The following is a 13,171-nucleotide window of genomic DNA, read 5'->3' as shown; positions in this document are numbered from 1 at the left end:
CCCGCAAGCGAGCCGGTTCCTGCGGCAAGCACGATAGGTTTCCAATTAGATGTACAACCTCCTCAATGACCTGAGCATCGTCGAAGTCTCCAGCTTCGTCGCATCGCCCACCGCAGGGCTCTATTGCGCGCAGATGGGGGCCGAGGTGATCCGCGTCGATCACAAGGCGGGCGGGCTCGATTACAACCGCTACATGCTGACGCGCGAGGGCCGCTCGCTCTCGTGGGAGAACTTGAACCGCGCCAAGAAATCGGTCGCGCTCGATCTGCAATCGGGCGAGGGGCGCGAGCTGCTGGTCGAGCTGGCGAGCGCGGTGGGCCAGTGCATCACCAACCTTCCGGAGCAGAGCTTCCTTAGCCATGCCGCGATGGCCGCCAGGCGCGCGGACATGATCAGCCTGCGTGTCATGGGCTGGCATGACGGGCGGCAGGCGATGGACTTCACTGTCAACGCTGCTGCTGGCTATCCGCTGATGACGGGGCCGGAGGACTGGGACGCGGCTACCGCGCCGCCCGTCAATCAGGTGCTGCCCGCGTGGGACTTCATCACCGGAGCCTATGGCGCCTTCGCCATGCTCGCTGCGCTCCACCACCGCACTCGCGCGGGCGAGGGCAGCGAGGTGCGCCTGCCCTTGGGAGACGTCGCGATCGGGACGATGGCGAACGCGGGGCTGATGGCCGAAGTGCTCTATCGCGGCGGCGACCGCGAGCGGCTCGGCAACGCGATCTGGGGCGCTTTCGGGCGCGACTTCAGGGCGAAGGACGGGGTGCGCTTCATGGTTGCCGCGCTCACGCCCAAGCAGTGGGGCGGGCTGGTCAAGGCTTTCGGCGTCGAAGCGGGCATCGCCGCGCTGGAAGCCGAGCATGGCGTGCGCTTTGCCGATGGGGATACCCCGCGCTTCAATCACCGCGCCGCGCTGTTCGATCTGTTCCAGCGCGCCGCCGAGACGATGGACTATGCCGCCCTCGAAGCGCGCATGGCGGCCGAGGCCTGCACTTTCGAGCGCTATCGCACCGCCTACGAGGCGGCGAATGACGCGCAGCTGGTGGCGAACAACCCGCTGTTCGGCCCCGCGCCCGCCAACCCTTCGGGCTTTGACTACCCCGCCACCCGCTCTTTCGCGAACCTGCCCGGTCGCGAGGCCGGCGATCCCGCGCCCGCACCCTATCTCGGCGAACATTCCGAGGAAGTGCTGGCCGAGAAGCTGGGCCTGTCATCCGGCGCGATCGGCAAGCTGGTCGACGCGGGGACTGTGGCGTTGAGCGACAAGTGACACCACATCCGTTCGTGTCGAGCGCAGTCGAGACACCTGCGCGAGGCCTCTCGACTACGCTCGAGGCGAACGGAGGTTTTGAAGGATTGAGAGAATGACCAGACGCGCCGCCATCTGCACCCCCTTGCGCACCCCGGTGGGCAAGTTCCTCGGCGGGCTTTCCAGCATGAACGCGGGCCAATTGGGCGCGGTGATCCTGAAGGCGCTGATGGAGCGTTCGGGCATCGACCCGGCGCGGGTGGACGACGTGGTGTTCTCCCAAGGCTACGGCAATGGCGAAGCGCCAGCGATCGGCCACTGGAGCTGGCTGGCGGCGGGCCTGCCCATCGAAGTCCCCGGCTTCCAGCTTGATCGCCGCTGCGGCTCGGGCGTGCAGGCGGTGGCGACGGCGGCGATGATGGTCGAGACCGGGATGGCCGATGTCGTCGTGGCAGGCGGCGTCGAGTCCATGTCGAACGTCGAACATTACACCCTCGCCGCGCGCGGGGGCGTGCGGATGGGCGACATGGTGCTGCATGACCGCCTTTCGCGCGGGCGCGTGATGAGCCAGCCGGTCGAGCGCTTCGGGGTCATCACCGGCATGATCGAGACCGCCGAGAACCTCGCCAAGGATTACGACATTTCTCGCGAAGACGCCGACGCCTTCGCGGTGCGCTCGCACCAGAACGCGGCAAAGGCCTGGGCCGAGAACCGCTTTGCCGAGCAGCTCGTCCCCGTCGCGATCCCGCAGCGGAAGGGCGATCCGGTGATCTTCGATCATGACGAGGGCTATCGCACGGATGCCTCGATGGAGACGCTGGGCAAACTCTCGCCGATCGATCTGAAGCGCGATCCAGCAGCCATCGTCACAGCGGGCAATGCCAGCCAGCAGAACGACGCGGCGGCGGCTTGTCTGGTGGTGGCGGAGGACAAGCTCGAGGAACTGGGCCTTGAGCCCATGCTGTGGTTCGGCGGCTGGGCGGCGGCGGGCTGCGATCCCTCGCGCATGGGCATCGGCCCGGTGCCCGCCGTGGAGCGCCTGTTCGAACGGCGCGGATATTCGTGGGACGATATCGGCATGGTCGAACTCAACGAAGCCTTCGCCCCGCAGGTGCTCGCGGTGCTCAAGGGCTGGGGCTGGTCGGCAGACGATAGCCGCCGCGAGATCCTCAACGTCAACGGATCGGGCATCAGCCTCGGCCACCCCATCGGCGCAACCGGCGGGCGCATCCTTGCCGACATGGCGCACGAGATGCACCGGCGCGGTGTGCGCTACGGGCTCGAGACCATGTGCATCGGTGGTGGTCAGGGCATCGCGGCGGTGTTCGAGCGGGCCGCATGACCGATTTCACCGCGTGGATCGGGCGCGAAGCCCGCGCCGCAGACCGGCTGGACGAAGCGCTCGCGGCCCGCTGGCTCGCCACCTTCGATCTGCCGCCCCCTCCGTCACGGATCATGCCGCAGGGCGTGCATCTGGCGCTGTGCACCCCGCAAGCACCCTCGGCTAGCCTCGGCGAGGACGGCCACCCTCAGCGAGACACCTCGCCGCAGAGCTTCCTGCCGCCCTTTCCCATGCCGCGCCGGATGTGGGCCTCATCGAGAATGCAGTTCGTCGCCCCGATCGCCATCGGGGCCGTGATCGAGCGCCGCAGCAAGGTTGCTTCGGTGAGCGAGAAGGAGGGCGGTTCGGGCCGGCTCGCTTTCGTCGACGTCGAACACACCACCACCGCCAATGGCACACCCTCGGTGATCGAGACACAGACGCTGGTCTACCGCGATGCCGCCGCGCCCGACGCCCCGCTCAGCCCGCCGCCGCGGGGCGAGGGTCGCTTCGATCCCGCAGGCTGGGAGGCGACCCGCACCATCACTCCCGATGCGCGGCTGCTGTTCCGCTATTCGGCGCTGACCTTCAACACCCACCGCATCCATTACGACGCGCCCTATGCCCGCGATGTCGAGCGCTATCGCGGGCTGGTGGTCCACGGCCCGCTCACGGCGAGCCTGCTGCTGCAACTGGCGGCGCAGGAGTTGGGCGAGAACCGGTTGCGCTCTTTTGCCTTCCGCGGCCTTTCCCCCGCCATCGCGGACGAACCGCTGCATCTGGTGATGAAGAAGGGCGAGAAGGGATATGACCTCGCCGCCTTCGCCGATGATGGCAGGCAGGTGACGCAGGCGAGCGCGGGGCTTTAATCGATCGGAAAATCGGGGATCGGCTTCAGCACCCCGAACCTTTCCTTCACCGGCTCCCGGCCCAGATCGGGGAAGTCGATCGCCTCGGGCTCGGCGTGGGTATCGGGGATGCGGCTCAGGAGATCGCGCAACAGCGTCAACCGCCCGCGCCGCTGATCATTGAAATCGACCAGCGTCCACGGCGCGTGCTTGGTGTGGGTCGCCTCCAGCATCGCCTCGCGCGCCTTGGTGTAGTCATCATATTTTGCCCGTGCGGCGAGATCGATGGGGGAAAGCTTCCAGCGCTTCAGCGGGTCCTCCAGCCGCTCGCGCAGGCGCTCTTCCTGCTCGGTCTGGTCGGCGGCGAGCCAGTATTTGAACAGCAGGATGCCATCATCCACCAGCAGCTTCTCGAAGGCGGGAACGGCCTTGAGGAAGGCCTTCACCTGCGCCTCGTCGGCATAGCCCATCACCTTTTCGACGCCTGCACGGTTGTACCATGAGCGGTCGAACAGCACGATCTCGCCGGCGGTCGGCAAGTGGGCGATGTAGCGCTGGAAATACCATTGCCCCATCTCCGCCTCGGTCGGCTTGAACAGGGCCACGGTGCGGCACTGGCGCGGGTTCAGCGCCTCGCGCACCGCGCCGATCGCTCCCCCCTTGCCCGCCGTGTCGCGTCCCTCGAACAGCACCACCACCCGCGCGTCCGTTGCCTTGACCCAGCGCGCCAAGCTGACCAGTTCGAGCGTCAGCGGCTTTAGCGCCTCTTCATAGGCTTCGCGCTTCATTCCCATGATTGCCTCCCCTTCGGTTGCCGCAGCCTGCGGGAGATAGTATCATCTGCAACGACATGGCGACACTTGCAGACCCCCAGCCCGACTTTGCCACCTTGCCAGACATGGCCGCAGATGTCTTCACCGCGCCGCTCGCGCGCCCCGCGCATGTCGGCGAGGATTGGCTCGAGCCCGCGCAGACCAATTACAGCGCCGATGATCACCGCGTATGGGACGATCTCTTCGCGCGCCAGATGGAGGTGCTCCCGGGGCGCGCGTGCTCGGCCTTCATGGCGGGGCTGGAGAAGCTCGATCTGTCGCGCGGGGGCATCCCCGAATTCGGCAAGCTGTCGGAAGAACTGGGCAGCCTCACCGGATGGAGCGTGGTGCCGGTGCCGATGCTGATCCCCGATCACGTGTTCTTCTGGCACCTTGCCAACCGCCGCTTTCCGGCGGGCAATTTCATCCGCACGCGCGAGACCTTCGACTATATCCAGGAGCCCGACGTCTTCCACGATGTGTTCGGCCACGTGCCGATGCTGACCGATCCGGTCTATGCCGATTACATGCAGGAATATGGCCGCGCCGGGTGGAAGGCGATGCGGTATAACCGGCTGAAGGCGCTCGGCGCGCTCTACTGGTACACGGTGGAATTCGGGCTGATCGAGGAGGCCCCGGGAGACGTGCGGGCCTATGGCGCCGGGATCCTGTCAGGCCCCACCGAGGCGCGCTTTGCGGTGGAGGCGGAGAGCCCCAACCGCATCATGCTCAATGTCGACCGCGTGATGCGCACCGATTACGTGATCAGCGATCTGCAGCCGACATATTTCGTGATCGAGAGCTTTGCAGATCTCTACCGCCAGACGGTGGAGCGCGATTTTGACCGGCTCTATCGCAGCCTTCCGGCGGGCTTCACCTATGCCAATTCGGCGGTGATCGATGTCGACAATGTGCTGCACCGGGGCACGCAGGAATATCATCTGCGCGGCGGCCGGGGCAGCGGAGCGGTGCCGGTCTAGGCCCTGACCCGGCGGCGGGCGACGGCATTGTAGAGCACCAGCGCGGCGCCCGTGGCCGCCAGCGCCACGCCGAGACTGAGGAAGGACAGGCTGCCGATCATCGTGCCGTCGTTGGCGATTTCACCGGCCACCACCGACACGGCAACGCCAAGGGCGATCTGGCGCAGAATCGTCCCCGGTGCCTCGCTGCGCGCGAGGATCGAGGCCATCCAGCCCATGGTTGCCCCCAACACAATCAGCACCAGTAACGCCATTATTTCCTGCAACTCCAGCTTTGCCGGCTGCGGCCGGTCCGACTCCCAAACCAGCGTGGAGGCAGGTGGTTCCGCGCGGGCGACGCTTATCGCAGCGAGAGCCACGCCAGCGCCGCGCCGCCGACAATGATGCGGTACCAGGCAAAGGGTGCAAAGCCGATGCGGGTCACCACCGCGACGAACAGCTTGACCACCACCAGCGCGGTCACGAAGCCGACCACCGAGCCAATCGCGATCAGCTCGAAATCGCGGGTGGTGAGCGCGGTTGCGTGCTTGGCCATCTGGTAGACCGTCGCCCCGCTCAAGGTCGGCACGGCGAGGAAGAAGCTGAATTCGGCGGCGGTCTTGCGGTCGACCCCGAAGGCCATCGCGCCGAGGATCGTCGCGCCCGAGCGGCTGACCCCGGGGATCATCGCAAGGCACTGCACCAGGCCGATCAGAACCGCAGTGCGCAGCGGCACCCCGGCAACCCCCGGGCCTTCGGCCGGCGGATTGGCCCAGCGTTCGATGGCCAGAATCGCAAAGCCGCCGATGATCAACGACCAGCACACCAGCACCGCATTGCCGAGCATCGCCTGAATGACATCGCCGAACGCGAGGCCCAGCAGCACCGCCGGGAAGAAGGCGACCAGCAGGTTGCCCACGAAGGACAGCGCGCCCTTCTCGAAGCCCAGCAGGCCTTTTGCCACATCCCAGAAGGTGCGCCAGTAAAGCACCACGATCGCGAGGATCGCGGCGGGCTGGATGGCGATGTTGAATACCTCCCAGTCATCCTGATTGAACCCGAGCAGTTCGGTGGCAAGGATCAGGTGCCCGGTCGAGGACACGGGCAGGAATTCGGTCAGCCCTTCAAGGATGCCGAGCAGGATCGCGGCTAAGGTATCGGTCATGGGCGCAGGGCTTTGACGAGTGAGGCGGCCAAGTCAAACCAAAAGGCCCGCTCCGGCAGGGGAGCGGGTCTTCCGAGAGATGTGCCGCCCGGCCCCGCCACAGGACGGGCCGCGAGCGCACGCGCGCGAGCCGCAGGTGCCCGGAGCGTAGCGGGAGAAACCCGGCCTCAAGCAGCGAAGCGGTAGGCCAACAAGGACTCACCGAGGACGGGGCCGCGGAGGCGGCCCCGCAATCAAAGGCTCCCTTACCAGATGCGCACGCGCTTTTCCGGCGGCAGGTAGAGCTTGTCGCCCGGCTGCACGTTGAAGGCCTTGTACCATTCGTCGAGGTTCCGCACGACGCCGTTGACCCGGTATTCCTCGGGGCTGTGGCTGTCGGTACGCAGGCGGTTGCGGTAGTTCTCCTCGCGCTGGGTCGAACGCCATACCTGCGCCCAGGCGAGGAAGAAGCGCTGATCACCGGTGAGGCCGTCGATCACCGGCACGTCCTTGCCCTTGGTGGCAAGCTTGTAGGCGCGGTAGGCCATCGAAAGCCCGCCGACGTCGCCGATATTCTCGCCCAGTGTCAGGCGGCCATTGACGCAGGTCTTGCCTTCATCAAGCGGGCAGAAGGCATTATACTGCGCCACCAGCGCATTGCCGAGCCCGTCAAAGGCCGCACGGTCGGCTTCAGTCCACCAGTTGCGCAGCGCGCCGCTGGCGTCGGACTTGGAGCCCTGATCGTCGAAGCCGTGGCCCATTTCATGGCCGATCACGCCGCCAATCGCGCCATAATTGACCGCGATGTCGTTGGTCAGCGCGAAGAACGGCTGCTGGAGGATCCCCGCCGGGAAGACGATCTCGTTCTTCACCGAGTTGTAATAGGCGTTCACCGTCTGCGGCAGCATGCCCCATTCGGTGCGGTCGATCGGCTGGCCAAGCTTGGCGACATTGTCGGCCTGACCCCACTTGGCCGCCGCCATGCGGTTGACAATCGGGTTGCCGGCGATGACTTCGAGGCCTTCATAGGTCTCGAGGTTCGGGCGATAGCCGATCTTGGGATCGAAGCTGGCGAGCTTGGCATGGGCCTGGGTCTTGGTCTCGGCGCCCATCCAGGTGATCTCGTCGATCGACTGGCCCAGAGCTACGCGCAGGTTCGCGACCAGCTCGTCCATCGCCACCTTGTTTTCGGGCGGGAAGTAGCGCGCGACATAGGCCTTGCCGATGAGCTCGCCCAAGAGGCCTTCGGACTCGCCGATGGCACGCTTCCAGCGCGGGCGCTGTTCGGGGGTGCCGCGCAGGGTCTTGCCGAAGAATTCGAAGCTCGCATCGTCGAACCGCTTGGGCAGCACCGCCGCGTTGGACGAGAGCATTTCCTTGACCATCCACGCCTTCAGCGTTTCCACCGGGGTTTCACCCAGCAGCGCGAGCATGCCCGGCACGCCGGTGCCGATCTTGGCGAGGGTGGCGGCATCGAGCTTGAGCGCAGCCACTTCCTCGGCCGTGGGCGGCATCAGGCTGACGACGAAGCCGGGGCTGCCGGCAATCCCGATCTTCTCCAGCATCGCGGTGACCGGCACCTTGCCGCTGATCGCAGCCAGTTCCTCTGCGGTGAGCAAGTTGTAGGTGAGATCACGGTTGCGGCGCACGGCGCGGTCCCACGCCACGGTGCGGGCGACCTTGTCCTCGAAGGCATAGATTTCCGCGGCCTGCGCCTCGGGATCTGCATAGCCCGCTTCGCCCAGCAGGAAGGCGAGATAGGACTTGTACTTGTTCTGGATCGCGACGCCCTTTTCCGAGGTGTCGAGATAGTAATCGCGGTCGGGCAGGCCGAGCCCGCCGAAGCCGACGCTGGCGATGTGGCGATCGGGCTGCTTGGCGTCGATCCCCACGCCGCCGCCGATCGGGCTGGCATAGCCGGGCTCGGCCCACAGCATGGCGAGATCATCGAGGCTCTTCGCGGCCATGATCCGGTCGAGATAGGGCTTGGCCGGGGCAAGGCCCGCAGCCTCGATGGCCGCGGTATCGAGATAGGCACTGTAAGCGTCGAGGATGCGACGCTCGTCGGCAGAGAGGGTGGCGGCGTCCTTTGCAGCCAGCTCGTCCATCAGCGCCTTGACGTCATAGGTGCTCTTTTCGCCGAGCAGCACGAAGGCGCCGATGCGGCTGAATTCGGGCGGCAGCGGGTTGGCATCGATCCAGCGCTGGTTGGCATAGGCGTTGAAATCGTCCCCCGGCTTCACATCGGCGGCCAGCAGAGCGGGATCGAAGCCCCAGCTGCCAAAGCTCATGGTCGGCAGGGACGAAGCGGCAGGCTCACCTTGGGCCAGCTGCGTCTCGGCAGCGTGATCATGGGCGTCGTCATTGGCGAAGGCAGGCGCAGCCAGCGCAAGCGCGAACAGGCTGGCGCCGATCAAGGCGGTCTTGTGGATCATGTGGTGTGTCCCCGAGAGCTGGTGCAGAAATCTGCGAGCAGCACTCCTAACGCCTCGTCCCACGAAAGGTTGCGCTTCGTCGAGCGTGGGTGCGGTTCGTCGATTAGGGGCGCAGGGAGGCGGGGCGGGAGGTCTGCGGTTCGCGCATGCGAACCCAGAAACTACGCCGCGTCGGCAGCGAACTGGAGGCGCGCCAGCCGCGCATAGAGACCGCCCGCCTTGCTCAGCACCTCATGCGTGCCCTGTTCGACGATCCGGCCTTCATCGAGCACCACGATCCGGTCAGCCGCGCGCACCGTGGCAAGGCGGTGGGCGATCACCAGCGTCGTGCGGTTCTGCATCAGGCCTTCGAGCGCCTGCTGGACAAGCTGCTCGCTCTCGGCATCCAAGGCGCTGGTCGCCTCGTCGAGCAGCAGGATCGGCGCATCGCGCAGCAGCGCGCGGGCAATCGCGACGCGCTGTTGCTGGCCGCCGGACAGCTGCGTCCCGCCCTCGCCCAGATAGGTGTCGAGACCCTGCGGCAGGGCGCGCAGGAAGCTCTCGGCATTGGCGGCGCGGGCGGCCTGCCAGATATCCTCGTCGCTGGCGTTCCACTGGCCGTAGCGCAGATTGTCGCGGGCATTGGCGCTGAACAGCACTCCGTCCTGTGGCACCAGCGCCAGACGGGCGCGGATATCGGCCGGATCGGCGCTGGTCAGCGGCACGCCGTCGAGACGGATGGTGCCGGCCTGCGGATCATAGAACCGCTCGACCAGCTGGAAGATCGTCGATTTGCCTGCCCCCGACGGGCCGACAATCGCGATGGTCTCGCCCGGCTCGATCTCCAGCGTGAAGTCCTTGAGCGCGGCGGTTTCAGGCCGCGCCGGATAGCGGAAGGTGACATTGCGGAAGGACAGGCTGCCGCGCGCGGGCTCGGGCAGGCGTTCGGGCCGAGCCGGGGGCGCAATCTCGGGCCTGGCTTCGAGCAGCTCGGCCAGTCGGCTCGCCGCGCCTGCACCGCGAAGCAAATCGCCATAGACTTCCGTCAATGCGCCCAGCGCGCCTGCCACCAGCACGCCGGTAAAGACGAAGAAGCCCATGTCGCCCGGGGTAATCGTGCCCTCGTTAACGGCCAGCGCGCCGCGCCACATCGCCAGCGTGATCGCACCGAACACAAGCACGATCACCACCGACGTCATCGCCGCGCGCAGGATGATGCGCCGCCGGGCGATGGCGAAGGTCTCCTCGACCACGCCTGCAAACCGCTCGCCCTCGCGCGTCTCCTGCCCGAAGCTCTGTACGATCTTCATCGCCGAGAGCACTTCGGTGACATAGGCGCCCACGTCCGCGATCCGGTCCTGGCTGGAGCGCGAGACTGCGCGGATCTTGCGGCCGAAAAACACGATCGGGGCAATCACGATCGGAATGCCGATCAGCAGCCCCAGCGTCAGCGAGGGCGCGAGAAAGATCAGCAGCCCGATGCCGCCGAGCGCGGTCAGCGAATTGCGCAGCGCCACCGAGACCGTGGTGCCCACCACATTCTCGATGATCGCGGTGTCGCTGGTCATCCGGCTGGAGATTTCCTTGGGGCTGTTGACCTCGTAGAACCCGGGCGAGAGGCGCAGCAGGTTCTCCTGCACCTTCAGGCGGATGTCGGCCACCACGCGCTCGCCCAGCCAGCTGACGAAATAGAACCTGAGCGCGGTGCCGAAGCCGAGGATCAGCACGATCATCAGCAGGTACTGGAAGGCATGGGCGATATCATCGGCGGTGGCGGACCCGCCGAAAGCCTCGTCGATGATGACCTTGAACCGGTAAGGGATCGCCAGCGTCGCCGCCGAGGTGATCACCAGCGCCAGCAGGGCAAAGGCTATCTCGCGCGGGTATTGCAGCGCCGTGCCGAACACCATGCGCAAGGGCGCAAGGCTACGCGACTTGGGCGCGGCGTCAGCCTCGCTTTCGCTCACGTCCGGAGTGTCGGCCAAAGCGCCTGCCGGTTCGTTCACCGGTTCGGGGCCATCGCCCGCCGGGCGCGTGTTTTCTGGGGTGTCGCCGTGCATGGTTGCGCCGCATTAGCCACGGTGCGCACGAATTTCACGTGCAAAAAGCAACAGAACGCTCCGCCGCGTGTGTGCCGCGCAATATTGTGCATTGCACAACGTAGCGCAAAGGCGCATCTGTCGCCTCAAGGTGCCCGCGGGATGAGGCGCCGGACATGTTCGTCGCTTCGAGGTCTTGTTGATGCTTTACCATGCCTACGAGCTGCAGCGCAGCTGGATGAACAGCGCCAGCGCGCTCGCTTCGATAAGCGCCAACATGCTGTCCAACCCCGCCAATCCGCTGAGCGCCTTCGGCATGGGCATGGGTCCGCTCGCCGCCAGCGCGCTCGATGTCTTCGCTCACGCAACCGCGCATTATGGCAAGCCCGAATTCGGCATCGACAGCGTCGAGATCGACGGCAAGCCCCATGCCGTCACCCAGAGCGTGGTGATGAAGCGCCCCTTCGGCGATCTCCTGCGCTTCCGCGTGGAAGGCACTCCGGCTGACCGCCCCCGCCTGCTGATCGTCGCTCCGATGAGCGGCCACTACGCCACGCTGCTGCGCGGTACGGTGGAGCGGATGCTCGAAAGCGCGGAGGTGTTCATCACCGACTGGGCCGATGCCAAGATGGTGCCGGCGAGCGCGGGGAAGTTCGATCTCGACGATTACATCGACTACCTGATGGACTTCGCAGAGCACATTCATGCGGAAGCCGGCGGCCAGCGCATCCACATGATGGCTGTGTGCCAGCCGAGCGTGCCCGCCTTTGCCGCGACCGCGCTGATGAACCTTCACAAGTCGCCCGCGACGCCCGCCACCCTCACCATGATGGGCGGCCCGATCGACACGCGTGAATGCCCGACGGTCGTCAACAACATGGCGATGCAGCGTCCGATCGCCTGGTTCCGCCAATCCGTGATCGCCACGGTGCCGATGAAATATGCCGGTGCCGGTCGCCGCGTCTATCCCGGCTTCATGCAGCTTTCGGCCTTCATGAGCATGAACCTTTCGAGCCACATGATGAGCCACTACGAGATGTTCAAACACCTCACCGTGGGCGATGATGCGAGCGCGCAGGCGACCAAGACCTTCTACGACGAATATCGCGCGGTGTGCGACATGACGGCGGAGTTCTATCTCCAGACCGTGGAAGAGGTGTTCCAGAAGCACTCGATCCCCAAGGGCGAGTTCCGCCACAAGGGCGAGGTGGTCGACCTGACCGCGATCACCGACACCGCGCTGCTGGCGATCGAAGGCGAGCGCGACGATATCTCAGGCCTCGGCCAGACCAAGGCGGCGCTCAAGCTGACCCCGAACCTCGCCGAGGACAAGAAGCGCTACTACATGGCCGAAGGCGCAGGCCACTACGGCATCTTCAACGGCAGCCGCTGGCGCACCAAGGTCGCCCCGGTGGTGGAGGAATGGATCGCCGCGAACGCCGGCTAAGGCAGGCGCGCCTCAGCCCTCTGCCGCGCCCTCACGCTTTTCAAGCCACGGGCGCAGCGGGAACAGCCACTGCTCCTTGATCGACAGCCGCTTGCGATCATCCTGTCCCACGACCTCGCTCTCGCCTTCCTTGAAGGTGCCGAACAGGCGGTCCCAGACAATCACCGAGTTGCCGTAATTGCAGCGCGTGTCTTCATAGCTCAGCGCGGTGTGGTGCAGGCTGTGGTGGCGGATGGTGGTGAAGAAGAAGCTGTACCAGATCGGCGGGTTGGCGCGGACATTGGCATGGGCATAGGTCGCGATCACACCGCCGCCGGTGATCGCGGCGAACAGGGCGTTCAGATCGACATCGAGCAGGGCGTTGATGCCGATGCTGATCAGGAACAGCTCGATCGGATTGCCGATGAAGCCCTTCATCGCGTTCAGCTGCGTCACGTGATGGCGCGGCGCATGGGTCAGCCACAGCGGCGTCCAGTTGTGCATCGCGCGGTGCATCCAGTACTGGCCGAGCTCGAAGGTGAACATCACCACCGCCACCTGCACAAGGAAGGGGCTGGCTTCGAGCCACGGGGTGGCGATCCCCCAGCTATCCTTCAGCGCGCGCAGCGGCGAATGGACCAGCGCCTCGCTGGCAAAGCCGACGGCGGTGTAGCCAAAGGCGACGTAGAACACGTCGGTCACCAGTTCCTGCCGGTTGATGCGCCAGCCCTCGTGGCGTTCGAACACCAGTTCGAGCAATTGCACGAAGGCGATCACCGCCAGCCCGACGATGGCGATGGTCCAGGGCGCCTCGACCCAGGCTGCCGGGGCAAGACCCCAGAACGCCACCACGGCTGCAAGCGTGGCGGGCGGAAGCAGATTGATCAGCGACTGTTTCACCGGACGATCCCCAGAGCGGTTGGCATGGCCATTCTCCCTGAATGGCGCGCGCGGCG

At 66.0% G+C, this 13,171-nt stretch carries 11 protein-coding genes; 5 read left to right on the top strand and 6 right to left on the bottom strand.

Features of this window, described 5'->3' with window-relative positions:
• The first annotated feature begins 49 nt into the window (after positions 1 to 49).
• The 3 genes from RSE14_RS10880 to RSE14_RS10870 all read left to right on the top strand — a co-directional run bounded on the left by RSE14_RS10880 (position 50) and on the right by RSE14_RS10870 (position 3,442).
• Entirely contained in the window at positions 50 to 1,273 is a 1,224-nt protein-coding gene (locus tag RSE14_RS10880) for a CoA transferase (protein ID WP_324073571.1), read from the top strand.
• A gap of 94 nt (positions 1,274 to 1,367) precedes the next feature.
• On the top strand, positions 1,368 to 2,594 hold the full coding sequence (locus RSE14_RS10875) for an acetyl-CoA C-acetyltransferase (protein ID WP_324073568.1): 1,227 nt from the start codon (positions 1,368 to 1,370) through the stop codon (positions 2,592 to 2,594).
• A complete protein-coding gene (locus tag RSE14_RS10870; RefSeq protein WP_324073566.1) occupies positions 2,591 to 3,442 on the top strand; it encodes an HTD2 family dehydratase in 852 nt (283 codons plus the stop codon). The genes RSE14_RS10875 and RSE14_RS10870 overlap by 4 nt, the downstream gene beginning before the upstream one ends.
• Here RSE14_RS10870 and ppk2 read toward each other — a convergent pair.
• Positions 3,439 to 4,215, bottom strand: coding sequence for a polyphosphate kinase 2 (gene ppk2, locus RSE14_RS10865; RefSeq protein ID WP_324073564.1), 777 nt, complete (start codon positions 4,213 to 4,215; stop codon positions 3,439 to 3,441). The genes RSE14_RS10870 and ppk2 overlap by 4 nt on opposite strands.
• Before the next feature lie 56 nt (positions 4,216 to 4,271).
• On the opposite strand from ppk2, the gene phhA reads away from it, so the two are divergent.
• Positions 4,272 to 5,213 (top strand): phenylalanine 4-monooxygenase, encoded by a 942-nt coding sequence (gene phhA, locus RSE14_RS10860; protein WP_324073562.1) that lies wholly within the window; start codon positions 4,272 to 4,274, stop codon positions 5,211 to 5,213.
• Here phhA and RSE14_RS10855 read toward each other — a convergent pair.
• The 4 genes from RSE14_RS10855 to RSE14_RS10840 form a co-directional block, all read right to left on the bottom strand.
• Entirely contained in the window at positions 5,210 to 5,455 is a 246-nt protein-coding gene (locus RSE14_RS10855) for a hypothetical protein (RefSeq protein ID WP_324073561.1), read from the bottom strand. The genes phhA and RSE14_RS10855 overlap by 4 nt on opposite strands.
• A gap of 98 nt (positions 5,456 to 5,553) precedes the next feature.
• Positions 5,554 to 6,357, bottom strand: coding sequence for an undecaprenyl-diphosphate phosphatase (locus RSE14_RS10850; protein ID WP_324073559.1), 804 nt, complete (start codon positions 6,355 to 6,357; stop codon positions 5,554 to 5,556).
• Between the two features lie 245 nt (positions 6,358 to 6,602).
• Positions 6,603 to 8,771: a M13 family metallopeptidase gene (locus RSE14_RS10845; RefSeq protein ID WP_324073558.1), complete on the bottom strand. Its 2,169-nt coding sequence runs from the start codon at positions 8,769 to 8,771 to the stop codon at positions 6,603 to 6,605.
• 161 nt (positions 8,772 to 8,932) lie between these two features.
• Positions 8,933 to 10,810, bottom strand: a complete 1,878-nt coding sequence (locus RSE14_RS10840) for an ABC transporter transmembrane domain-containing protein (protein WP_324073557.1) — start codon at positions 10,808 to 10,810, stop codon at positions 8,933 to 8,935.
• A gap of 181 nt (positions 10,811 to 10,991) precedes the next feature.
• On the opposite strand from RSE14_RS10840, the gene RSE14_RS10835 reads away from it, so the two are divergent.
• Positions 10,992 to 12,236, top strand: coding sequence for a polyhydroxyalkanoate depolymerase (locus tag RSE14_RS10835; RefSeq protein ID WP_324073556.1), 1,245 nt, complete (start codon positions 10,992 to 10,994; stop codon positions 12,234 to 12,236).
• Between the two features lie 12 nt (positions 12,237 to 12,248).
• On the opposite strand, the gene RSE14_RS10830 is transcribed toward RSE14_RS10835, so the two are convergent.
• A complete protein-coding gene (locus RSE14_RS10830) occupies positions 12,249 to 13,115 on the bottom strand; it encodes a sterol desaturase family protein (protein WP_324073555.1) in 867 nt (288 codons plus the stop codon).
• Positions 13,116 to 13,171 lie beyond the last annotated feature (56 nt).

Origin of the sequence: Erythrobacter sp., from assembly GCF_035194505.1 — a bacterium.
Lineage (GTDB): Bacteria > Pseudomonadota > Alphaproteobacteria > Sphingomonadales > Sphingomonadaceae > Erythrobacter.
Note: the sequence above shows the minus strand (reverse complement) of the source record. Positions and strands in the feature narration are given on the sequence as shown.

Bases quoted from the DNA above. Each gene is read 5' to 3' on its own strand.
- RSE14_RS10880 (WP_324073571.1), top strand. From the start codon at position 50: ATGTACAACCTCCTCAATGACCTGAGCATCGTCGAAGTCTCCAGCTTC.
- RSE14_RS10875 (WP_324073568.1), top strand. From the start codon at position 1,368: ATGACCAGACGCGCCGCCATCTGCACCCCCTTGCGCACCCCGGTGGGC.
- RSE14_RS10870 (WP_324073566.1), top strand. From the start codon at position 2,591: ATGACCGATTTCACCGCGTGGATCGGGCGCGAAGCCCGCGCCGCAGAC.
- ppk2 (WP_324073564.1), bottom strand. From the start codon at position 4,215: ATGGGAATGAAGCGCGAAGCCTATGAAGAGGCGCTAAAGCCGCTGACG.
- phhA (WP_324073562.1), top strand. From the start codon at position 4,272: ATGGCGACACTTGCAGACCCCCAGCCCGACTTTGCCACCTTGCCAGAC.
- RSE14_RS10850 (WP_324073559.1), bottom strand. From the start codon at position 6,357: ATGACCGATACCTTAGCCGCGATCCTGCTCGGCATCCTTGAAGGGCTG.
- RSE14_RS10845 (WP_324073558.1), bottom strand. From the start codon at position 8,771: ATGATCCACAAGACCGCCTTGATCGGCGCCAGCCTGTTCGCGCTTGCG.
- RSE14_RS10840 (WP_324073557.1), bottom strand. From the start codon at position 10,810: ATGCACGGCGACACCCCAGAAAACACGCGCCCGGCGGGCGATGGCCCC.
- RSE14_RS10835 (WP_324073556.1), top strand. From the start codon at position 10,992: ATGCTTTACCATGCCTACGAGCTGCAGCGCAGCTGGATGAACAGCGCC.